Here is a 21,712-nt window from a genome sequence, read left to right on the forward strand (position 1 = left end):
TAACAACTTTTGCGATCGATTTTGCAGCTATTGTACCCGAATTGAGATTTTCTGAGCGTAGGGGCGGTTTCTTTAGACAATCCTGATTTCAACCACATGATCTGAGAACCCGCCCCTATAGCCTGAAATAGTAGTATATTGAGCGACCACAGGTAATCAGGATTTTTAGCCAGCAGTAGCCAGAGACGCGATCGCATCAGGGATAGTAGCTGAAGGCGCTTCAAATTGTCCGGTAATCACGTGCTCAAGTCGCAATTTCAGCCAAGTAATAAACTGAGGGTTAGTAGAAACCAACGCCGCCGCTGGTTTAGGACATTTAGCTTTCACTTCGGCCATTTCGGGCGCTTCCAAAAATCCTGGCTCAATTACTAACCAAAAATCGATCTCCTTTTCCTGTTCTTGATAATTGCGCCGACGTTCCTTGAGCACTTCCTCAATAGGTTCCTCGATCACAAAGTCTTTACTAGCTAGGAGATAATAATAAGTTGCCATTTGTTTGTCACCTACAATTAACTAAAGAACAACTGGGCTGACTGTAACTTTCCCGTTAACCCAGGATAGCCTGTTTCATTTCCCGCACGGCTTTATCTAAACCGACAAGAACTGCCCGACTTATTATTGTATGACCAATGTTGAGTTCTTCCATACCTTCTAAGCGGGCTACAGGTTGCACATTCCAATAAGTCAAGCCGTGACCCGCATTAACTCGCAGTCCGGCTTCTAGGGCTAATTTACATCCTTGGGCTAAAATCTCGAGTTCCTTTTGCTGTTGGACTCCCTTGGCTTCGCAGTAACAACCTGTATGTAGTTCGATGAATTGGGCTTTAACTGTGGCTGAGGCTTCGATTTGGGCGGGGTTAGGATCGATAAATAAACTTACGGGGATTCCTGCATTTTGCAGGGTGCTGACTACTTCTGACATCCGCTGTAGTTGACCCAGGATATCTAATCCTCCTTCGGTGGTGACTTCTTCCCGGCGTTCGGGTACTAAGGTTATGTAGTCGGGTTTAATATCTAGGGCGATCGCTACCATTTCATCTGTGGCGGCCATTTCCAGGTTTAGGTGAGTTCTCACGGTTTCCCGTAACAGTCGCACATCTCTATCTTGGATATGACGGCGATCTTCGCGCAAATGTACTGTAATCCCGTCTGCTCCCGCTAGTTCTGCGATCGCCGCCGCTGCTACTGGATCCGGTTCCACTGTCCGCCGGGCTTGTCTAATTGTGGCAATGTGGTCAATATTTACACCGAGAGTGGGCATAGTTCTTTTGATCAAATCTTAGACCACAACAGTTTGACATATTCATGGGAACTCTGAAAAGTTAATTATTACAGGCCTTTCAAGAAAAGACCAACAGGGTATTGACAAAATCGATATTATATGTATATGAGTGTGATATAGAAATATTGTGGTAACATTACAGCTTGTTCACCAGTCGCTTAATACATTGCCCTCACCCTAAATCCCTCTGCCAGAGAGGGAGAGGGACTTTGAAAGGTGATCAGATGATTTCTGAACAGGCTGTAAGGTGCGTATCTGTGGGTAAATAATGCCGAATGGGGCTTAGTATAGATTATTAATAGGGAGTGGGTCATCAATATTGTGAATCTGGGGAACTTTAGGAAACTGCATAGCACGATGGCTCCGATTGTGATGCTACCACTATTTGTGACGGTATTTACGGGGGTAGCTTACCGATTGGGGAAAAGTTGGTTTGGTTTATCAAGGGACCAGGTACATTTTTTAATGGTGATTCATGAAGGGGAATATTTAGGGCAAACCTTAGAACCTGTGTATGTGCTATTAAATGGCTTAGGTTTACTGTGGATGCTGATCACGGGGTTAACAATGGTGTTTCAAAATATGAAGCGATCGCGATGGTTTAGGAATCTGCAAGCCAAAAAACAGGCTTCATCCCAATCGCCAGAATAAATGGGTTATTTCCGTTTGGGGACTAAAAAACCTTCAACTTTCCTCAATATCTGTTAGGCGATCGCATGAGCTAGAATAATTTAAGCCGGAAATGGCGATCGCCCATTTCCAGGGGACAACCTTCTAGGGGGGGTAAACCTTGACCATGACACCAAGTGAGTTGAACCACTGTTATAGGGTCCTTGAATTGCAACCCGGTGCATCCCTGGAGGTTGTAGATAGGGCTTATAAAGATTTAGCATTTATCTGGCATCCCGATCGCATTCCAGAAGATAACCAACGGCTGCGACAGTTAGCAGAAGATAAACTCAAGGAAATTAACCAGGCGCGCGATAAGTTGCGATCGCTGTTGAGGTCTAATAAAACGAAACCATCGAAACCGACCCCCAGACCTGAGTATGCTGGGGCTAAACGTCAGACCCAGACCAGCCACAACACCAACTCATATTATACTTACCGCGCGGCCACTCCACCCCACCGTCCCCCCAAACAGGAGTATCAGTCACCACCAGCTTATCAGCGTCCATCCTATTCTGATTTGACTAACGCTGATTTTCGGGGGGCGAACCTGAAGGAAAGAGATTTGTCGGGACGGAATTTGAGTGGGGCAGATCTGAGTTATGCTGATATGACGGATTGTTTTTTACATAGAGTTAACTTGAGTGGGGCTTGTTTGCATCGGGCTAATTTATTCCGGGCTAATTTTTTGCAGGCCAATCTGAGTTACGCTAATCTTCAGGAGGCTAACCTAATTGGTGCGGATTTAAGTGGTGCGGATTTGCGGGGGGCTAATTTAACCGGGGCGAAAGTGGGATATAGCGATCGCTTAATGGTGAAACTAACCGGGGCTAATTTGGCTGGGGCAATTTTACCAGATGGCACTATTCACCCGGGTTAAAACTGATAGCTGCGATCGCTTACCCACAAACGTAGTGGAATTGCATTCCCCTGGGAGTCCACTTTGACTTCAACCACAAAAGACTCAGGATCGCGACTTTGAGCGCGGCTAATGTTCTCGTTAACCTCTAAGCGCTTATTTTCCGGCATATAGTAGGTTTCCAGACCGTATTTTAGACCCCAGCCATCACCTGTACCTCGAATGGCGATCTGATTTTCTGGTAAATTATCAGGACGCTGGTTGCTAACTGCTACGGGTTGCCAAGGAAGGGGGCGATCGCCTTCTGGTTGTTCTTGGGGTTTTTCTAGGATCACATAAACTGTATCACCATCTCGGATAGAATTTCTGTGTGACATGGTACCGGAACCGGGAAGATTTCTGAGGGTACTAGGTTGAGAAATTTCATAACTGAGAATTTGATAATAACCCCGCAAGAAATCATAGGGGTCAACGGGGGCTGTTTGTAATACAACAGTTGTTCCAGTAATATATGTGTAAAAAGCCTGAGCCGGAATTGATATTACCAATGCTACCTGACACAATAGGGGAGCCAGAAGTCGCCAATTGGGTAAGCGACGTTGACGGCTATTTACTGAACCCGGAAGGATAACTGAGGGTTTTGCGGATGGGATTTTGTTAGTGTTAACCATACTGTTACCTCACCATGAAAGATGAAATTATGAATTAGGACTTGGAATTAGGGAGAGTCGGACGAGACAAGTTTTTTTCAAACCATAAACCGGCGATAATTACAGCAATTCCACACAGGACTAAAACTAAGGCTTTCAGGAGTAGTTCGGTTTCGTATTCAAACATTCGGCTGATAATTTGGAGGACTAATAGCACCATACCGTACCAAAAAGCACTCCGATTGCCTTTTAACAGTCCTAAGCGAACGGTGAATGCGCCCAACAGAAACATTTGCACATTGAAAATTAAAGTGGCGGTGGTGGGAATTTCCGCTATTGAGATATGCCAAAAAGTGACTATACCAGTGATGATAATCAAGGCACTAATAGCGGTGGTATAGGCATCTACACCCCAATATCTTTGGCTACCATGAGGCTTAATTATCTGGAACCATTGCCAGAGGGATATGACCACAAAAGCCAGGATATTAATTAGCATTACATTGGGATTTTCTGGGTTAGAGCGATAAGTCCAGAAGTCCAAGTTTTTCCAAACCTGAAAAAATGAAAAGAGGAAGCATAAAAATCCTAAGTACAAAATGGCTAAACGGTGAGCGATCGCTTGAAAAGGCTGACCATGGACATAGGGCCATTGACTATCTCGATAGGACCATAACCAAGTGGGGATTAAAATTAAGCTGATCACAACCTCAATTCCGCTTATGGGCTGGAAGGAAATCAATCTTCCCATAATGACTAATAATGGGATAGCGATCGCCAACAGCGCCATGATAAAAACCACACGGGATTGACACCAATAGGCTAGGGGTATAAATAAAATAGCAGATGCGATCGGCATATATTGGAGCAAAATATCAATAGCAGATAAATCCCTGGCTGATAGGGCTATATTGATGCCCTGAAAGTATCCTAAGCCCAACAGAATTATGGCTAAAACCGATAGAGAGCGCAATTTTAAGCTATAAGCCATAATCAGGACACCTAGCCCCCAAACGACATATAATCCGTATGGGGAACCGCCTATATGAAACATCTGGGCCAGCAGTGCTATATTTGCTCCCAAAGACAATGCGCCAGCCATTAGCAGTCCCTGTCCGAGGCGTTGTTTAGATTCTGATGTAGGATGTTGCCACAGGTAAAACCCACCTGTATTAAATCCAATGAGGACGGATAGGAGTAGCAAAACCCGCATATATCGGGGCCATTGTTGCCAGTTAGCTGCCACAAAGGTAATCACACCCAATCCCAAGAGGATGCCACCACCTACCATGAGAATCATGACAAAGCGATTGCTGGCGGCGGTTTCGAGGCTATTAAACTGATAGCGATCGGCTAATTGTTGATAAAGTTCATCATTAACCAAGCCTTCTGCTTTCCATAGTCGAGCTTCCTGTCGCAATTGGCGACGAAACTTTTCTGAAATCATCGATTGAAAGCCTATGTCAGATAGGTTCAGTTTGTCTTGATGTTCAGATTTTGGTAGAATAGTTTATGCCACATTCTCAACTGTCTCTGTTTCAAAAAAGCAGCAAATGAGGGGAGGAGTAGGGAAGCGGAAAAAAGAGTGTAGAGACAAGTGGGGCCTTATCCAAGGTATAACTTGTCTCTAGGGTCAGGGGCTATTTTCGTGTGATTTGTTGCCTGATACATTTACGCGACATTTTTCCGGCTCCGGATAATGCAACGATAGCACCATTACCTATTAAGGTAATGGAGGCGGTATCCCGCAAAGCTTTTAGAAAGATGATCCCAAAGCACTGTTTAGCTTGGTAGTCTTAGACCTGATTTTTCCCTTCACCTAGCTAGCCATGTTGGAAGTCTCGAAGATGAGCCCAAAAATTAGGCTGTGTTATGGGATGGTCAGGGATGCGACCCAATCAACCAAGGGGTTTAAGTCCTCACCGGGTAGTTATTTGGCTCATTTCAGCTCTATTTCATACCCGAAGGTCCCGCACCATACTTGGTATGGTAGCGCATCGCCCTAATTGGTTCAACTAATCTGCGATTAAATTAAGCTCTTTAAGTTTTTTCATTAGTAAAGAGGGGGACGCTGAGACTCGTTAATTTGCAACTGTTCGCGACCATTGCGGATAATCCTTACCATGTCGCTCAGTTCATGCTCAATTTTAGCTAGAACATGATCAGCATACTCATCGGCTCCGGTTTGGATCTCATTACACTCATTTAAGATCCGATTTCGCATAGCATCAAGTTCCTGTTGAGCCTGATAGCGAATTTGTTCAACCTCGGCGAGAGTTTGTTGCTGTAAGGCTTCACACTCTATCTGGACTTGTTGTCTAAGGCGATCGGCTTCTTCGGTCGCTCGTTGGACAATACCAGTTTCATTAAAAAGTTGAGTAGCTCTTTGTTCAGCATTCTGTAGGATAGAGGCTGCATATTCTTCAGCTTCCTGGAGAATTTCATCTTTATGACGAACAATAATATCAGCCTCCTGAAAAGCACTCGGAAGATTTAAGCGGATCAGGTCTAGTTGATCTAGCAACTGTTCCTCGTCCACAAGAGTGCGTCGAGTCAGGGGAATGCGAGGACTGTCAAGAATCATTTCTTCAAGTCGGTTAAGTTCCCGCTGAATATCTATACTAGGCGAAGCGGTAGGAGTCGGTTCGCCGTTAGTGACAAGTCCATTAGGATTAGATTCAATTCTGGGGGTTAATTCCTGGCGTAACATCTATTAATATCTATAGCGACGTGGTTGGGAACAAGATGATCGACTGAACCGCCAAACTTGGCGATCTCCTTAACGACACTGCTTGATAAAAAGCTATATTCGTTGGAGGTTGCCAAGAAAACTGTCTCGATTGTATCAGACAGGGTTTTATTAGTGTGAGCCATTTGCAGTTCCATCTCAAAATCAGACAGGACTCGCAAGCCGCGCAATAGCACTTGTGCCTTTCTCAGTTTGGCATAGTCTACGGTGAGACCCTCAAAACTGGCAACCTCGACATTATCCAAATGGGAGATAGATTGCCGAATTTGAATCAGGCGTTGTTCGACTGTAAACAGGGGAGTCTTGCTAGGGTTGCGTAGGACGGCCACAATCACCCATTCAAATAGATGGGAACCTCGCTCAATTATATCAATATGTCCAAAGGTAACTGGGTCAAAACTGCCTGGATATATAGCAATCACAATAGATTATGGTTATCTTGAAGTCTTACCAGAGATTACCTTAAACTGTTTGATGGTTAAAACAAACTTTTTCCCTTACGGAATTCCCGGGCTACCCCGGAAGAGTCAAGCCCAGCCATACGGAATCGGCGATCTAAATCGGCCGCATCGGGGGAGGACTTTTCGGCTTCTTCCATGGTAATGCGTCCTAGGGTAACTTGTTCAAAAATCGCCTGGTTAATCAGTTGCATTCCTTCATAGGTGTCATTTTCCATGAGGTGAGTTGCACTTTCCTCGTCGCCTTTGAGTAGATAGTCTTTCATGGCTGGGGTATTAACTAGGATATCGTGAACTGCAGCCCTTTTGTTATCGACTGTGGGGATTAATAATTGAGCAATTACGGCGACTAGGGAATCACAGATCTGAATCCTGACGGCTGCCTGTTCGTCTACGTTGTAGAGGTTTAACAGTCGGTTGACTGAGTTAATGGCGTTGTGAGTGTGGACGGTTCCCAAGACTAGGTGCCCGGTTTGGGATGCTTGGAGGGCAGTATTAACTGTGGTGCGATCGCGCATTTCCCCAATTAGAATAACATCTGGGTCTTCCCGCAAAACGGCACGGAGGGCATGATGAAATTCTAGGGTATGTAATCCGACTTCCCTTTGAGAGATTAAGCATTGTCGGGAAGCATGGACAAATTCAATGGGGTCTTCAATGGTGACAATGTGCTTGCGAGCGTTTTCATTGAGATAACGTAACATGGCAGCGAGGGTGGTAGATTTACCTGAACCCGTTGGACCTGTGACTAAAATTAACCCATGGGGATAGCTAATAATGTTTTTGAGAACTTCTGGTAATCTCAATTCATCGATACTAGGAATTTTTAAGTTAATTAGTCGCAGCACCATGGCTCCCCCGGTCAGAGATTCAAAGCAATTAACCCGACATCGGACTATACCAGGATAAAAAATGGCGGTGTCGAGTTCTTTCATTTCGGCAAATTGTTGCCTTTGGTGTGGGGCGAGAATCTCACTGAGATACTGCTCAAATATTTCTGGGGTGACTTTTACTTGGTCTTTAATTCTAACCATTTCCCCCTGTATCCTATATCGGGTAGTATGTCCGACTCGAATATGAATATCGGAGGCTTTTTTAACAAAGGCATCCTTAACCATATCTTTAATGGAGTTACTGGGGGAAACATTGGTCGATTGTCGTTGTCTCGCGCGCACCGGAACTGTGGGCTTGGGGGGGAGATTTTCGGGAGATGGTGACTGAGTTGAATGAGCCATGAGGTGAGTGTCCCTTAGCTGATATCTGTTGCTAATTGTGGCACAGGGTTAACCGCAGTTGCAGTTGAGAACAGAGGGAAATTGATTTTCTGGTGGGGTTATGGCTCGTCGGTGCGATCGCCCCTGGGAATCCCTGGGAATCGAGAATTGACAGTAGAACCTGCCCCTAACATGATTGTTGATTTTTGTTTGAACGGCACAGGGAAATGATAGGATGATCTGAGGTATCCTAACCTAACATTTGCTCAAGTTTCGATTTTTTATGATTGTGAGTCAACCAGCCCTAGAGACTTCTGCGGGAGTTTCTTTACAAAATTTTCCGAGACTGCGCCGGGGGGTTACTGATATTTTCCCGGAATTGCCTAATTCTGAAAACCCAGAGGAAAATTTGGGTCAGCGGTTGGCTCTCAGTACCCGCCCTCTTAGGATTAAGTTAGGTATCGACCCGACTGGCTCGGATATTCACCTAGGACATAGTATCATTTTTCGGAAGTTGCGGGCTTTCCAGGACGCAGGACATACGGCGGTTCTCATTATTGGCGATTTTACTGCCCGCATTGGTGATCCTACTGGCAAATCGGAGGTTCGTCGTCAGCTAACTCCTGAGCAAGTAGAACAAAATGCCCAAACTTATCTCGAACAACTGCGCCCGATTTTAGATTTTGATACCCCGGGACGTTTGGAAATTCGTCGTAACTCGGAATGGTTATCTAAGTTGGATCTGGCTAAAACTTTGGATTTGCTGTCGCGGATGACGGTGGGACAAATGTTGGCTAAGGAAGGGTTTTCGCTGAGGTTTGAACAGGAAAATCCAATATATTTGCATGAGTTTCTCTATCCGTTAATGCAGGGTTATGATTCGGTGGCAGTTGAGGCTGATGTGGAGTTGGGAGGAACGGATCAAAAGTTTAATCTGGCTGTGGGAAGAGATTTACAGCGCTATTTTGGACAAACACCACAGTTCGGTTTACTAATGCCTATTTTGATTGGTACTGATGGGGTGCAGAAAATGTCTAAGTCCCTGGGTAATTATGTGGGACTGTCGGAAGACCCTTTGACTATGTACTCCAAATTGGAGAAGGTTCCTGATGGTTTGATTGCACAATATTTTGAGTTGCTCACTGATTACCCATTGGCAGAATTGCCGGAAAATCCTCGCGATCGCCAAAAGTTACTCGCCTTGGATATAGTCACTCAATACCACGGAGAAGCGGCGGCTTTGGCGGCGCAAAAAGCGGCTGTAAATTTGGTGCAAGGAGATGCAACTAGGGCTGAGGCTGTACCGGAATTTTCTCTGTCAGAGGTGGAGTTTCCGGCTAAGTTATTCTATATTCTTTCGGCTAGTGGACTGTGTAAAAGTGGCAGCGAGGCGAGGCGACAAATTGCGGGAGGTGCTGTGAAAATAGATGGCGATCGCATTGAGGATCCTAATTTAGTTGTGGCTTCTGCTGAAGAACTGAAAGGGCGAGTTTTACAAGTTGGGAAAAAGAAATTTATCCGGCTAGTGTAAATGGGTTGCCTATCATTGATTAACTTGGGGTGTAATCGGGATAATTTATCATCAATAAATTTCCGGTTTTACCCGGCTTATATTGACTGTAAAAATTGGAAAATATACCAACCATGACCATAGATAAAGTTATTGTTCCCCTAGATGTTTCCAGTCAAGCTGATGCGATCGCATTGATTGAAACCCTGCCACAAGTCACATTTTGGAAAGTGGGTTTAGAACTGTTTGTCAGTTGTGGTCCGCAAATTTTAAAACAACTAAAACAGCGCAATAAGCGGATATTTTTGGATCTGAAATTCCATGATATACCCAATACCGTAGCCGGAGCCTGTCGCGCCGCCGCTCGCTATGGTGTAGACTTAATTACTATTCACGCCACCGCTGGAAAAGTCGCCCTAAAAGCTGCTCAGTCGGCGGCGGAAATGGGAGCGAATGAGGCGGGTGTACCCGTACCTAAATTAATCGCCATTAGCCTGTTAACGAGCCTTAACGCCAGGGAATTAGCCTTTGACCTCAAAATTCCCCTGGAACTGCCAGAGTATGCCTTACAGATGGCATTATTAGGGCAAGAGTGCGGTTTAGCGGGGGCGGTGTGTTCGCCGCAGGAAGTGGCACAACTACGGCGGACTTGCGGGGATGATTTTCTGTTGGTGTGTCCTGGGGTGCGTCCGAGTTGGGCATCTAAAGGTGATCAAAAGCGATCGCTCACTCCTTCGGAAGCATTGAAAGCGGGTGCTAATTATTTAGTAATTGGACGACCTATTACTGAAGCGAATAACCCCATGACAGCATTAAAGCTAATTTCGGAAGAGTTAGACGCAGCGGAAAAGATAGTCAAGTAGATGTTTAGTATTGTAGCTAAATTACCATTTTGGTGAGCAAAGGGGCGGCGCTGAGAAGGGTTTGGGTGTAGGGATGCTGAGGATGTTTAAAAATCTGCTCAGTGTTTCCTATTTCCACAATTTTACCAGCGTTCATAACCGCAATGCGATCGCACAAAAATCTAGCCACCCATAAATCGTGGGTAATAAATAAATAGGTAAGATTAAAGTCTCGCTTGAGGTCTAACATTAACTGTAATACTTGAGCCTGAACACTAGCATCAAGCATACTAACAGGCTCATCACAGATTACCAATTTAGGGCGAGTAATTAAAGCACGAGCAATGGCTACCCGTTGCTGTTGTCCTCCTGAGAGTTGTTTGGGATAGCGGTTATAATAGTCCTCTACCGGAGTCAAACCCACGCGATCGAGCATTTCTAATACCCAACGTTTCGCCTGGGGTAGTTTTGCCATTTTATGAATTAATAGGGGGTCAGCAATAGCTCGACCAATGGTCATCATGGGATTTAAACAAGCGTTAGGATCTTGAAATATCATTTGGATATCGCGACGCTGTGAGCGCACTTGTCGCACTGACATAGCCGTTAAATCTTGACCCTCAAATTTCACTGTACCAGCGGTGGCGCGAACTAACTGTAAAATGGTGCGGGAAAGGGTACTTTTACCGCAGCCAGACTCTCCTACCAACCCGAAAATTTCACCAGGAGATAACTCGAAACTCACGCCATCAACGGCTTTGATTAATTGCTTTTGTTTGGTGAATATTTGCTGAATTATGCCGGATTCTAAACTATAATGCTGTTGGAGATTTTCAATTTGGAGAAGTGGTGGTGGTGGGTTAGTCTGTGTCTGTTCTTGGGGAGTATTGGGTTCTGGTGGCTGTTGGGAAGTTCCATGAACGTGGAGAGCAGATTCTAGGAGCGATCGCGTATATTGATGTTGGGGGTATTGTAGAACGGTGCGGCTATCTCCGAGTTCGACAATTTTACCTTGATACATAACCGCAATGCGATCGCAATACTCTCCCACCATGGCTAAATCATGGGAAATTAATAGGATAGCAGTTCCGCGTTCACGACATAGCCGGGTGAGTTCCTGCAAAATTTGCGCTGATACTGTCACATCTAAACTGGTGGTAGGTTCATCAGCTACAATTAACTTTGGGTTTAACAATAGGGCTAATGCGATCGCCACCCGTTGACGCATTCCACCACTAAACTCGTGAGGGTATTGAGACCAGCGTTCCGGTTGAATTTGGACGGCTGCTAAAGTAGCGATCGCCCTTTCTTTCGCCTGAGACCTGGACAATTGTGGCTCATGAGCTTTTAGGGTTTCAATGCAATGTTCCCCAATAGTCATCAGTGGATCAAGGCGGGTCATGGGGTCTTGAAACACTAAGGCGATCGCCTCCCCCCGAAACTGTCGCAATTCCTTCTCGTTAAGGTCAAAAACCGATTTTCCGCCAAATGTGACTCGACCTTGAATAAGACTAGACTCTGGAAGTAGACGCATAGCAGCGCGTCCCAAAGTAGACTTACCACAGCCAGACTCACCGACAAGTCCCAGACGTTCCCCCGGTTTGAGGGTTAGGGAAACATCATCTACGACCCAAGAGGGTGATTTATTCTGACTGGGATAAGCTACTCGCAGGTTTTCGATGTTAAACATTAAATTAAAGTTCCGAAGTTAGTCAGAAGCTGCCACCGTAGGACAAGTTTTATCATATCAACTATCTTGAAACAGATACATTTAACCCGGAAAAATCTAGCAATTGCTGGAAGTTTCTGAGTATGGCACAATCTGGAATGAAGTTATCGCGCCATTGGCGGAGGTATCTCTCAAAGCCAAGGGCAAAATGTTGAAAGCGCCATTGACATCACGCCCAATAGCGTGACTGCAGTCGGGACAAACAAATTGTTTGTTGCCTCTTAGCTTTGTGTGAATGTGGCCACACTTGGAGCAGGTTTTACTGGTGTACTCTTCCGTCACATCCGGGGGCGGGTTTACAAAGCTGATTCTTCTTAGTGGGGGCTGATCGCAGAACCCGCCCCTACACACAGCCATATTTAGCCGCTTGATGCTTCAATGTTTGCTTAAAACGGTAATGAGACCATGTAACCATTTTCCGTGCTGTCTTAGTTGACAGCCGTCGCTTGCCTCGTTTGACCATATTTTTGACCTCAAATGTAGGCAAAAATATGACTTTGTACTTGCTGCATAGATAGTTAGCTGCTTTCTTGTGCAGCTCCGAAACCAGGTCACGAATTTTCACCCGAATCTTTTGTGCAGCTTTTCGCAGACAGTGCCGTAGCCACTTCAATTGGCGTCCCTTGGATAGACCGATTCGAGACATTAACCTATCGAGGTGGGTAGCCAGTCGATAAATACGTCATAGGTCCGACTTGCCAATTTCCCAAATTTCTTGCCCGTAAAACCCAGTTATAAATGTCCTTACCCCTGGGTCAAGGGCGATGCTCTGCGTGCGTGTAAAGTGGTTGGCGCATAGGCGCATCTATGACGTAACAGATAAACCAGCGCCCTCTATCTAGTACCAAGGTGTCGCGAGTGCATCTTGTCGATAATTGGCTCACTTGCCTTGAACCTTAATCCCTGGGTCTGTGTCGGATAAAATGTCCCCTTTTTCCAATTATCTTTTGGAAATCGGGGGCGGGTTTTTAAAGCTGACTTGTGGGAATTATGGCTGACTGCGGAACCCGCCCCTACAACTTTCTTCGCGCACAGACCGGGGGCGGGTTTTTAAAGCTGACTTGTGGGAATTATGGCTGACTGCGGAACCCGCCCCTACAGCATCTCCCCCTGATTTTATTGCCGCTTTGTGCGCCTCATCAGCTTGGAATACCGCCAATTGGCGTGGGTTATATGGGGTAATTGGCGCTACCCCATATGGACTCGTATCCATGACCGTTTGTCCGCAGCTCCTCTTTGCCAATCCTGTTATGGTCGAAAGGGAAGTCACCTTCCCCAACTCCAATTCAAAACCGTGCATGCGAGTTTCTCAGCACACGGCTCCTGATGTGAACACCCTATTGTCAATAGGAACAGGCTACAACCCCTGCTTTGTGACTTCAACTTTGGGAGCTATATACAACACGTAGTCTTTAAACTCGCTCAAGTCATAAGCACTCTTACTTATCGCAGTCTCTATATCCACACCGTGACTAGTGGGCATATCCCAACCATTACCATTGGGCATTGGCTTTCAGTCACATCCTTTCCCCTTATAGGGTTAGGGGTCGAGAGTGAAGTCACCTTCACCCTCTCCCATTCAGAACCGTGCTTGATAGTTTCCCATCACACGGCTCCTGGTGTGGATACCCTATTTGTCAAAGGAGCAGAATCAAGAGACCTGCTTTCTACTTCGATGTTCAGAGCTATATGCACCACGTAGTCTTTAAACTCGTCCTCGCCATTATACTCTTACTGACCGCAGTATCTATATCCCCACCGTGACCTGTGGGCATATCCCAACCATGACAATTGGGCTTTAGCTTCTGGTCACATCCTTCACCCTCTAAGGTTAGGGGTCGAGAGTGAAGTCACCTTCACCCTCTCCCATTCAGAACCGTGCTTGATAGTTTCCCATCACACGGCTCCTGGTGTGGATACCCTATTTGTCAAAGGAGCAGAATCAAGAGACCTGCTTTCTACTTCGATGTTCAGAGCTATATGCACCACGTAGTCTTTAAACTCGTCCTCGCCATTATACTCTTACTGACCGCAGTATCTATATCCCCACCGTGACCTGTGGGCATATCCCAACCATGACAATTGGGCTTTAGCTTCTGGTCACATCCTTCACCCTCTAAGCATGCGCTTACATTTTTCACTACTGCCTTGTGAATAGCATTACTCACTGGTTTATAGGCAGAGCATTAGAGGGGTTACAACGTTCCGATTATATGGGCATTCCATCGTTAGATTTGTCCTCTCCGCCGGGGTACTTTTAAAGGTCTGTATAGGTAGTCGCACGAACCCCCTACTTTTCCCCTTGCCCTTTTGAGCGCAGCGTGTCAACCTATTTCGCTGCTAGTGTATTACGATGGTTCAAGTCGGACATTCGGTCTTCCTAATCATAGATGGTTGGCAGTGGTCGCGTCTTGGTAGTAGGTTCTACCTCACGCCTTCCGTTCCCCGCTTCAATCCTGGAGTTATGATTTCCAAAACTGGGGGTGGCTATCGCCGTTACTCTCTACTCCCTGATTTCTCAGTTCGTTTATGACCTTGAGTTCCCTGCCTTGCTTAGTTCCCTAAGCGTCGGGACATATAACCAGTTATGAGGATGGTCAGGAGAGGTATCCTTATATCCAGATTCGGAGCTGGAATCCTCACCGGGTAGTTATTTCGGGCATTTCAGCCCTATTTCATACCCGAACGTCTCGCACCATACGCTTACACTTTTCACTACTCAATAGACACAACACTACTGAGAGCCTAACAGGGGTTTAAACGTTCCGTTTATATGGGCATTCCATCTTTAGATTTGTTCTATCCACCGGGGTACTTAAAAAGGTCTGTGTAGGTAGTAAATACAAACTCCTACTTTTCCCCTTACCCTTTTGGGCGCAGCGTATCAAACCTATTTCGCTGCTTATTTATAACGATGGTTCAAGCCGAACATTCGGTTTCCCTAATCATGGATGGTTGGCAGTGGTCGCATCTGGTAGTAGGTTCTACTTCACGCCTTCCGTTCCCCGCTTCAATCCTGGGTTTGTGATTCCCAAAACTGGGGGTGGCTATCGCCTTTACTCTTTCCCATAATCGCCCCAAGTGGATTTTACTCCTCCTAGGTATACTTGGACGGTACATTGCGATTTCTTAAAATGGGATTGACCTTGAGTCTCCTGCCTTGCTCCTCATTGCAATTGGAGCGTTGGAACATATAAACAGTTAAGGGATGACTGGGTTGATTCAGTCTATCTCCCTCTAGGAGGTTATTTCAGGCATTGCAGCCCTATTTCACTCCTAAACGTTTCGCACCTTAGTTTTAAGTATGGCGATCGCTTATCGGTTGCACCATCTGGCTGCTGATATCCATTGAAACCAAGTTTTAGCTAGTGCCGTTTCTGGATATACTCGAATCTTCTTTGATAGCAGACTTGTACTTTCGGAGTCCATAGAGCCGGCAACTGAAGACATGGACGATGGCAAGGATGGCGGGTAGGGAATTGATGTCACCATCTCATCCCCTCCTAAGAACCGGACTTGACACTTTCGCATCATCCGGCTCAAGGCTTTAGCTTATCAGAATGTGAGCCTGTGTGTATATGTAAATGACAGGCTTTATGTACGTGGACGAGGTTTGATTCTTGATCCGTCCCCCCCATCTTTCACTCTGATTAAGTGATGGGTGTGTAGTTCTTCTCCGTTGAACAGATTTTCACCGCATACTGGACATTTCTATTTCTGGTTTTCAGCCACTTTGTAATACTTCGAGTCTTTATCCCATCAGGTCTTCCCTGTTGAGGTTTATCGCTGTTCCCAGTATTTGGCTAGGGCGGGATTGTCTGGGGATGAGGTATCCTTTACTTTGACGTGGCGTTTAATCGGCGTTTGAGAGATTTTAACCACCGATTCGGTTTGGGAATTTCCACGCCTGTCCTTTACCTCTGCCGCGAATATCCATTGCCTCCTTACCTTGGTGCGGAAGTATTTGTTCTTAACCCATTCTTTCCCTTTTGTTGGATGCCTCCTGACTGCCCATGCCCACAACATCTTGTGAACCATATGGTCAACATAGGAGAACACCGCTTTACTGACACCCGTTCTGTAGTAGTTTGCCCATCCGATTAATTGTTGGTTGATATTTGGTATTACTACGTCCTGGGGAAGTGATTTGTTGGCTTTGAGCCAATCTCGTAACTTTTGAAGGAAAGCTCGCATTCTTTTTTCTTTTTGAGGTTTGGTGAGAAGCTTGCCTTTGTACTGACGTAGATTAAACCCAAGGAAATTAACCCCTTGTGCTATCTGGGTGATAGAGGTCTTTTCTTTATTTAGAGTCAGTCCCCTTTTGCTCAACCATTCTTCGATGATGGGTACCACGGCTTTGATATCTTCCTCACATCTAGCAGTAATGATGAAGTCATCTGCATAGCGACTGTAACCGTACATCGGTGACTTCACTCTTTCCTGTTGCCCCTGGCGATTGCCACTCTTCCTAACTTGGATGGTTATTTTCTGATACTTTTTGAGAAGTTCGTCTAATCCATCTAGGGCAATGTTTGCTAATAGTGGGCTTATTATACCGCCTTGGGGTGTTCCGCTTTCTGTTGCGTTGAATATCTCTGCCTCAACATATCCTGCTTTCAGCCATTGTTTGATTATCTCTCTACCTGGTAAATTACCTACGGCTTTGAGTATGAATTCATGGTTTATGTTGTCAAAAGCCCCTTTAATATCCGCGTCTAGCACCCATGTGTCCTTTCCTCCTTGAAGTCGGAGGAAGCATTGATCGATAGCGTCATGGGCGCTTCTCCCCGGTCGAAAGCCATAGGAATTGGCTTCAAACCTAGCCTCGAAATGCGGTTCATAGGAATTCTTGACTACTGCTTGTCGAACTCGGTCTTTAATTGTGGGAATTCCGAGCGGTCTCCTTTTTCCGTTTGCTTTTGGTATATACACTCTCCTAGTTGGCGAAGCCTTCCCGGGTGTGTATTTTGTCATTTCCCCGACCAGTTTCACCCTTTCCTGATGGGTTAGAGCCGTCTGTTTATCAATCCCAGCCGTGCTTTTTCCCTGGTTTTCTTGGGTTACTCGTCTTACTGACAGTAGCAGGTTGGAGTAACTGCGTATCATGAGTTTCATAAGGCTTTTGACCTTTTTCCACTCACCGTTCTGAGTTGCTCGATAAATTCTCTGTCTTAGTTTCCTAACATTCTTCTTTATGGACTTCCAATTGATGTCCGCCCATTCCAAAGCTTGTTCCTTGACTCCAATACCATTGCTGGTTCCATCTTTCATCTCGGTTGGGATTCCTCACAAATGTTTATCGTTTAAGACCAGTTGGAAGTCTGCCATCTTTCGATGTGAGGCAAATCTTGAACCCCTATTCTCTGCATTACACAGGGACATTCGCTTTTTCCAACCTCCTATACCCTCTGAGTTATTCATCTTCCTTACGGTTGATTTACTCATTCGACCTTTGAGAACTCATAGGGTTTACCGTGTTTCGTGCGTAGAACCTTCGTTCCAGTTGGGTTCCTCCTATGCTCCGACAGAGGCTTTGTCCTTCCGTAATCAGCGAAGACATCTGATTACCCCTCTGCTCACCTTTTGGTTAATGTGTATCAGCCTTATTTCACATTTAAATGGATAACGGAGCTTGGGGAGATTCACTTTCGTTAACCCTTCTGGGACTTTCCCTTGCCTCTTATACCTCTTTTAGGCTGGAAGTATATTAGGCTTCTGTGCCTTGCATTATGCCAATTTCATTACTTATAGCATTAGTCAAGGTGGTTAGGACGCAGTGTTGAGAACGGAATCCATGGCATCATGGAGAGAATCAAACTGCTCAATACAATGGCGAATGCGGGCTTTCAACCACGACCAACATTTCTCTATCTTGTTGAGGTCTGGCGAATAAGGCGGAAGATAGAGTAAACGGCATTGAGCTGCCTCCACCAGTTCAGCAATCCGCCCCCCTTTATGAAACGTTGCATTGTCTAGCACTAGAGTCTGACCTGGCTTCAGTGTTGGAATTAAGATGAACTCCAACCACAACTCAAACACTGTCTGATTACAACAACCCTCAAAGCTAAAGGGGGCTAAGAGTTGTTGATGACACCATGCGGCTATATATAGCACAAGACAGAACACTTAGGACGTATAATGGAGAGGACGAGATGACTAAGAAGACCCAAAATGCCAGCCCCCTATAGTTACGACCTCAGACAAAAAGTTATTGATGCCATTGAACTAGACGGTATGCCCAAAACAGAAGCCAGTCAAGTTTTCCATGTCAGCCGGAACACCATTAATCTCTGGCTGCAAAGAAAAGCACAGACCGGAGACTTCCTCCCTAAACCTCATCACCGACCTGGCAATAACCACAAAATTACCGACTGGCAAAAATTCAAGGCTTTTGCCCAAGAGCATGGCGACAAAACAGCAGCTCAAATGGCTGAACTTTGGGATGACGACATCTCTCCTCGCACCATATCCAGAGCCTTGAAGAAAATTGGCTTCACCAGAAAAAAAAACTTACGGCTACCAAGAACGTGATGAGCAACAGCGAGAGGAGTTTATCCTACATTCCGCAGGTTGACAGGGAATAAAAGATATGGTGCTAGTCTAGGCTAGAAAGGGTTCCTTCGAGCGGTAGGCTCTGGCGATGCAGATTAAAAATTTAGACCATCTGGGTTTAGTGGCTGGAGTGATTGACGAACTTGGCCTGGTCGAGTTGACGGATAAGCGGATTGAACCTCATAGCTTGGAGCATGTGAGTGCCGGACAAGTGGTTAAAGCCATGATTTTGAACGCCCTAGGCTTTCTCAGTGCACCGTTGTATTTATTCAGCGAGTTTTTTGAGAGTAAAGCGGTGTCTCATCTGCTCGGGGAAGGGGTAGAGGCTCGTCACTTGAATGACGACCGCTTAGGTCGAGTGTTGGATGAACTCTACGCAGAAGGGACGACATCATTTTTTCTCCAGGTGGCGCTCCAGGCTGTGGAACGATTTGGAATTGATATTCAACAGCGTCATCTCGATGCCACCTCGATCTCAGTAGAAGGGAAGTATCAGCGGTGCTCGAAGGGGAAATCCGAGGTAGGACTTGAGTCAGCTCCCCCCGGTGAGACATCAGCAGAACCCAGCCCAATTCGGCTGTGTCGAGGCTATTCCCGAGACCATCGTCCAGATTTGAAACAGTTTTTGATGACTCTAGTCTGTGCCGCCGACGGTGGCGTGCCGCTATGGTTGCAGTTGGCCAGTGGCAATGAACAGGACACTCAGCAGTTTGCAGAGGTGCTCAAGGCGTTTGGTGACCAATGGACTAGCGACGGTATCGTTGTGATGGATGCCGCCTTTTACACAGCAGCCAATCTGCAGCAGATGGAGACCACGGGGTGGCTATCACGGGTGCCGCTGACCCTAAAAGCGGCTCAAGAGCTGGTGCACAGCGATGTCACCCGACTGACTGAAGTCCCCTGCAACTCCAAGGATTACCGGATGTGGGAGATTGAGCAGACCTATGCCGGAGTGCGCCAGCGCTGGCGCCTCGTCGAAAGCCAAACCCGCAAAGCCAATGCCGACCTCTGGCAACCCGAATTAGAGAAGCTCGAACACCGCCTCAACCGCCAATTGAAAAAGCTGACCCAGCGGGTCTTTGCTTGCAAACCCGATGCCCTCGAGGCCTTGATGCAGTTTCAAGATGGACTCGAGGTGCATCAGCTCACTCAGGTCTCCCTGGAGACGGTGCGGGCCAAGCGACCCCCCGGTCGTCCCGCCAAATCCGCCGAACCCACCCCAGTTCAGGGCTATCGGCTCCAGGCCACGTTACAGCAGACCGCCACGGCGGAAGACCGCTTTAGCCGTCAGCGTAGTCGCTTTATTCTAGCCACCAATCAACTGGAGCAATCCCTCTGGCCGGCTCAGACCTGCTTGAGCGAATATAAAGGGCAACAGACCGTCGAGAGAGGCTTTCGCTTCCTCCAAGACCCCCTCTTCTTTGCCAGTAGCGTCTTTGTCAAAAAGCCGCAGCGGGTCGAGGCCTTAGCTCTCATCATGGCCCTAACCCTTATGGTGTATACCCTCGCCGAACGCCAACTGCGACAGGCGCTAGATGCTCAGAAGCAAACGGTGCGCGACCAACGCCAACAACCCACCGCTAAACCGACCTTTCGCTGGATTATGCAGAAGTTTCAAGGAATCCACTGGGTTAATCTCGATGGGCAAAGGCAGATTAGCAATCTCAATGATGAACGGCGATTGATTATTCACCTCTTCGGTCCACCCGTTGAGCGCTATTACTACGCATCCGGTTAATTACCTATCAACCTGCGGAATGTAGGGTTTATGGCTCAGATTGAACAGATGGAGCCGGAAGAAGTGGTCTACCTCGATGAAGCCGGCATGAATAGTCAGGACTCGGATTACCCTTATGGTTACTGCGAGGAAGGAAAACGCTTCCATGCACTCAAATCAGGGAAGAGGCAGGGCAGGGTAAGTATGATAGCCGCATGGTGTCATCAACAACTCTTAGCTCCCTTTAGCTTTGAGGGTTGTTGTAATCGGACAGTGTTTGAGTTGTGGTTGGAGTTCATCTTAATTCCAACATTGAAGCCAGGTCAGACTCTAGTATTGGACAATGCAACGTTTCATAAAGGGGGACGGATTGCTGAACTGGTGGAGGCAGCTCAATGCCGTTTACTCTATCTTCCGCCTTATTCGCCAGACCTCAACAAGATAGAGAAATGTTGGTCATGGCTGAAAGCCCGTATTCGCCACTGCACGTGAGCAGTTTGATTCTCTCCATGATGCCATGGATTCCGTTCTCAAAGCTGCGTCCTAACCACCTTGACTAATGATAGAGCTCACCCTGCCCTGCCTCTTCCCGGATTTGAGGGCATGGAAGCGTTGTCCTTCCTCGCAGTAACCATAAGGGTAATCCGAGTCCTGACTATTCATGCCGGCTTCATTGAGGTAGACCACTTCTTGTGGCTCCATCTGTTCAATCTGAGCAATAAACTCCTCTCGCTGTTGCTCATCACGTTCTTGGTAGCCGTAAGTTTTTTTTCTGGTGAAGCCAATTTTCTTCAAGGCTCTGGATATGGTGCGAGGAGAGATGTCGTCATCCCAAAGTTCAGCCATTTGAGCTGCTGTTTTGTCGCCATGCTCTTGGGCAAAAGCCTTGAATTTTTGCCAGTCGGTAATTTTGTGGTTATTGCCAGGTGGGTGATTAGGTTTAGGGAGGAAGTCTCCTGTCTGTGCTTTTCTTTGCAGCCAGAGATTAATGGTGTTCCGACTGACATGGAAAACTGGACTGGCTTCTGTTTTGGGCATACCGTCTAGTTCAATTGCATCAATAACTTTTTGTCTGAGGTCGTAACTATAGGGGGCTGGCATTTTTGGTCTTCTTAGTAATCTCTTCCTCTCCATTATACGTCCTAACTTTCCTGTCTGGTGCTATACTTTTGACATCGGCGGAGTCTAGGACTCTTTTACATGGGAACAGGAAGAAAGGATTTCCTGGAGGAGACGGCTCCTCTGTTCTTGTGGAATGGGTTCCACTAACCGCACGACTTCACGTCGCACATCCTCAACCATTTCTGGTTCTGGAGATAAGTCACTTCGGTTGAGAACCACGAGTTGGCCATCTTTTGGTTGACAGAGCCACTCGATAAGGTCCTGACCTTACCTGACGAGTCGGTCTTTGTGCGAGACCACAATTTCTCTGACATCTCCTGACAGGACTTGTCCCAAAATGGATAAAAGCCCTTTTCGTT

At 46.4% G+C, this 21,712-nt stretch carries 18 protein-coding genes and 5 pseudogenes; 8 read left to right on the top strand and 15 right to left on the bottom strand.

The window, feature by feature from the left end; all coding sequences use genetic code 11:
* Positions 1 to 165: 165 nt before the first annotated feature.
* The gene (locus HFV01_RS16375; protein WP_006626250.1) at positions 166 to 492 is read right to left on the bottom strand and encodes an MgPME-cyclase complex family protein; all 327 of its coding nucleotides are present in this window, start codon (positions 490 to 492) and stop codon (positions 166 to 168) included.
* Between the two features lie 55 nt (positions 493 to 547).
* Positions 548 to 1,261 (bottom strand): pyridoxine 5'-phosphate synthase, encoded by a 714-nt coding sequence (locus HFV01_RS16380; protein ID WP_006626251.1) that lies wholly within the window; start codon positions 1,259 to 1,261, stop codon positions 548 to 550.
* A 378-nt stretch (positions 1,262 to 1,639) separates the two neighbouring features.
* Between HFV01_RS16380 and HFV01_RS16385 the strand changes: the two genes are divergently transcribed.
* Positions 1,640 to 1,933 (top strand): hypothetical protein, encoded by a 294-nt coding sequence (locus HFV01_RS16385; RefSeq protein ID WP_006626252.1) that lies wholly within the window; start codon positions 1,640 to 1,642, stop codon positions 1,931 to 1,933.
* A gap of 145 nt (positions 1,934 to 2,078) precedes the next feature.
* On the top strand, positions 2,079 to 2,831 hold the full coding sequence (locus tag HFV01_RS16390) for a pentapeptide repeat-containing protein (protein WP_046321238.1): 753 nt from the start codon (positions 2,079 to 2,081) through the stop codon (positions 2,829 to 2,831).
* Here HFV01_RS16390 and HFV01_RS16395 read toward each other — a convergent pair.
* The 5 genes from HFV01_RS16395 to HFV01_RS16415 form a co-directional block, all read right to left on the bottom strand.
* Entirely contained in the window at positions 2,828 to 3,481 is a 654-nt protein-coding gene (locus tag HFV01_RS16395; protein ID WP_006626255.1) for a GDYXXLXY domain-containing protein, read from the bottom strand. The genes HFV01_RS16390 and HFV01_RS16395 overlap by 4 nt on opposite strands.
* Before the next feature lie 34 nt (positions 3,482 to 3,515).
* Positions 3,516 to 4,907 carry a DUF2157 domain-containing protein gene (locus tag HFV01_RS16400; RefSeq protein WP_006626256.1) on the bottom strand — a complete coding sequence of 464 codons (1,392 nt, stop codon included), beginning with the start codon at positions 4,905 to 4,907 and terminating at the stop codon, positions 3,516 to 3,518.
* 606 nt (positions 4,908 to 5,513) lie between these two features.
* Positions 5,514 to 6,170 (bottom strand): ATP synthase subunit B family protein, encoded by a 657-nt coding sequence (locus HFV01_RS16405; protein WP_006626257.1) that lies wholly within the window; start codon positions 6,168 to 6,170, stop codon positions 5,514 to 5,516.
* Positions 6,152 to 6,631 (bottom strand): pantetheine-phosphate adenylyltransferase, encoded by a 480-nt coding sequence (gene coaD, locus HFV01_RS16410; RefSeq protein WP_006626258.1) that lies wholly within the window; start codon positions 6,629 to 6,631, stop codon positions 6,152 to 6,154. The genes HFV01_RS16405 and coaD overlap by 19 nt, the downstream gene beginning before the upstream one ends.
* Before the next feature lie 56 nt (positions 6,632 to 6,687).
* Entirely contained in the window at positions 6,688 to 7,902 is a 1,215-nt protein-coding gene (locus HFV01_RS16415) for a type IV pilus twitching motility protein PilT (protein ID WP_008050048.1), read from the bottom strand.
* A 262-nt stretch (positions 7,903 to 8,164) separates the two neighbouring features.
* Here HFV01_RS16415 and tyrS point away from each other — a divergent pair, with 262 nt between their 5' ends.
* The gene (tyrS, locus tag HFV01_RS16420) at positions 8,165 to 9,412 is read left to right on the top strand and encodes a tyrosine--tRNA ligase (protein WP_006670075.1); all 1,248 of its coding nucleotides are present in this window, start codon (positions 8,165 to 8,167) and stop codon (positions 9,410 to 9,412) included.
* Between the two features lie 113 nt (positions 9,413 to 9,525).
* Complete coding sequence (gene pyrF, locus HFV01_RS16425) at positions 9,526 to 10,254, top strand: orotidine-5'-phosphate decarboxylase (protein ID WP_006626261.1); 729 nt, start codon at positions 9,526 to 9,528, stop codon at positions 10,252 to 10,254.
* Positions 10,255 to 10,270: 16 nt separating this feature from the next.
* Here the strand turns inward: pyrF and HFV01_RS16430 are convergent, their stop codons facing one another.
* From HFV01_RS16430 to HFV01_RS16440, 3 genes are all read right to left on the bottom strand, one after another.
* Positions 10,271 to 11,923 (bottom strand): ABC transporter ATP-binding protein, encoded by a 1,653-nt coding sequence (locus tag HFV01_RS16430; protein ID WP_006626262.1) that lies wholly within the window; start codon positions 11,921 to 11,923, stop codon positions 10,271 to 10,273.
* Between the two features lie 96 nt (positions 11,924 to 12,019).
* On the bottom strand, positions 12,020 to 12,319 hold the full coding sequence (locus HFV01_RS16435) for a zinc ribbon domain-containing protein (RefSeq protein ID WP_215905440.1): 300 nt from the start codon (positions 12,317 to 12,319) through the stop codon (positions 12,020 to 12,022).
* 631 nt (positions 12,320 to 12,950) lie between these two features.
* Entirely contained in the window at positions 12,951 to 13,175 is a 225-nt protein-coding gene (locus HFV01_RS16440; RefSeq protein ID WP_035759715.1) for a hypothetical protein, read from the bottom strand.
* A gap of 1,140 nt (positions 13,176 to 14,315) precedes the next feature.
* Here HFV01_RS16440 and HFV01_RS16445 point away from each other — a divergent pair.
* Complete coding sequence (locus tag HFV01_RS16445; RefSeq protein WP_008050473.1) at positions 14,316 to 14,495, top strand: hypothetical protein; 180 nt, start codon at positions 14,316 to 14,318, stop codon at positions 14,493 to 14,495.
* Between the two features lie 828 nt (positions 14,496 to 15,323).
* Here the strand turns inward: HFV01_RS16445 and HFV01_RS32130 are convergent.
* The 3 genes and pseudogenes from HFV01_RS32130 to HFV01_RS16460 form a co-directional block, all read right to left on the bottom strand.
* Positions 15,324 to 15,428 (bottom strand): annotated as a pseudogene (locus tag HFV01_RS32130) (IS607 family transposase); the annotation flags it as partial.
* 314 nt (positions 15,429 to 15,742) lie between these two features.
* Positions 15,743 to 17,233 carry a group II intron reverse transcriptase/maturase gene (ltrA, locus tag HFV01_RS16455; RefSeq protein ID WP_006626264.1) on the bottom strand — a complete coding sequence of 497 codons (1,491 nt, stop codon included), beginning with the start codon at positions 17,231 to 17,233 and terminating at the stop codon, positions 15,743 to 15,745.
* Positions 17,234 to 17,728: 495 nt separating this feature from the next.
* Positions 17,729 to 18,076 (bottom strand): annotated as a pseudogene (locus HFV01_RS16460) (IS630 family transposase); the annotation flags it as partial.
* A 57-nt stretch (positions 18,077 to 18,133) separates the two neighbouring features.
* Here HFV01_RS16460 and HFV01_RS16465 point away from each other — a divergent pair.
* The 3 genes and pseudogenes from HFV01_RS16465 to HFV01_RS16475 all read left to right on the top strand — a co-directional run.
* Positions 18,134 to 18,518: pseudogene (locus tag HFV01_RS16465) on the top strand (IS630-like element ISAtsp1 family transposase); the annotation flags it as partial.
* An 84-nt stretch (positions 18,519 to 18,602) separates the two neighbouring features.
* Positions 18,603 to 20,252: an IS1634-like element ISAtsp2 family transposase gene (locus HFV01_RS16470; protein ID WP_006668372.1), complete on the top strand. Its 1,650-nt coding sequence runs from the start codon at positions 18,603 to 18,605 to the stop codon at positions 20,250 to 20,252.
* Between the two features lie 27 nt (positions 20,253 to 20,279).
* Positions 20,280 to 20,778, top strand: a pseudogene (locus HFV01_RS16475) (IS630-like element ISAtsp1 family transposase); the annotation flags it as partial.
* A gap of 14 nt (positions 20,779 to 20,792) precedes the next feature.
* Here the strand turns inward: HFV01_RS16475 and HFV01_RS16480 are convergent.
* Positions 20,793 to 21,332: pseudogene (locus tag HFV01_RS16480) on the bottom strand (IS630 transposase-related protein); the annotation flags it as partial.
* Positions 21,333 to 21,416: 84 nt separating this feature from the next.
* Positions 21,417 to 21,572 (bottom strand): hypothetical protein, encoded by a 156-nt coding sequence (locus HFV01_RS16485; protein WP_008055272.1) that lies wholly within the window; start codon positions 21,570 to 21,572, stop codon positions 21,417 to 21,419.
* Positions 21,573 to 21,712 lie beyond the last annotated feature (140 nt).

The sequence above is a fragment of the Limnospira fusiformis SAG 85.79 genome (assembly GCF_012516315.1).
Lineage (GTDB): Bacteria > Cyanobacteriota > Cyanobacteriia > Cyanobacteriales > Microcoleaceae > Limnospira > Limnospira fusiformis.

Excerpts from the sequence above, each read along its gene's own strand:
- HFV01_RS16445 (WP_008050473.1), top strand. The coding sequence starts at position 14,316 with ATGGTTCAAGTCGGACATTCGGTCTTCCTAATCATAGATGGTTGGCAG.
- HFV01_RS16470 (WP_006668372.1), top strand. The coding sequence starts at position 18,603 with ATGCAGATTAAAAATTTAGACCATCTGGGTTTAGTGGCTGGAGTGATT.
- HFV01_RS16435 (WP_215905440.1), bottom strand. The coding sequence starts at position 12,319 with ATGGCTGTGTGTAGGGGCGGGTTCTGCGATCAGCCCCCACTAAGAAGA.
- HFV01_RS16415 (WP_008050048.1), bottom strand. The coding sequence starts at position 7,902 with ATGGCTCATTCAACTCAGTCACCATCTCCCGAAAATCTCCCCCCCAAG.
- ltrA (WP_006626264.1), bottom strand. The coding sequence starts at position 17,233 with ATGAAAGATGGAACCAGCAATGGTATTGGAGTCAAGGAACAAGCTTTG.
- HFV01_RS16375 (WP_006626250.1), bottom strand. The coding sequence starts at position 492 with ATGGCAACTTATTATTATCTCCTAGCTAGTAAAGACTTTGTGATCGAG.
- HFV01_RS16385 (WP_006626252.1), top strand. The coding sequence starts at position 1,640 with ATGGCTCCGATTGTGATGCTACCACTATTTGTGACGGTATTTACGGGG.
- tyrS (WP_006670075.1), top strand. The coding sequence starts at position 8,165 with ATGATTGTGAGTCAACCAGCCCTAGAGACTTCTGCGGGAGTTTCTTTA.
- HFV01_RS16430 (WP_006626262.1), bottom strand. The coding sequence starts at position 11,923 with ATGTTTAACATCGAAAACCTGCGAGTAGCTTATCCCAGTCAGAATAAA.
- HFV01_RS16390 (WP_046321238.1), top strand. The coding sequence starts at position 2,079 with ATGACACCAAGTGAGTTGAACCACTGTTATAGGGTCCTTGAATTGCAA.
- pyrF (WP_006626261.1), top strand. The coding sequence starts at position 9,526 with ATGACCATAGATAAAGTTATTGTTCCCCTAGATGTTTCCAGTCAAGCT.
- HFV01_RS16395 (WP_006626255.1), bottom strand. The coding sequence starts at position 3,481 with ATGGTTAACACTAACAAAATCCCATCCGCAAAACCCTCAGTTATCCTT.
- HFV01_RS16405 (WP_006626257.1), bottom strand. The coding sequence starts at position 6,170 with ATGTTACGCCAGGAATTAACCCCCAGAATTGAATCTAATCCTAATGGA.
- HFV01_RS16440 (WP_035759715.1), bottom strand. The coding sequence starts at position 13,175 with ATGGATACGAGTCCATATGGGGTAGCGCCAATTACCCCATATAACCCA.
- HFV01_RS16400 (WP_006626256.1), bottom strand. The coding sequence starts at position 4,907 with ATGATTTCAGAAAAGTTTCGTCGCCAATTGCGACAGGAAGCTCGACTA.
- HFV01_RS16380 (WP_006626251.1), bottom strand. The coding sequence starts at position 1,261 with ATGCCCACTCTCGGTGTAAATATTGACCACATTGCCACAATTAGACAA.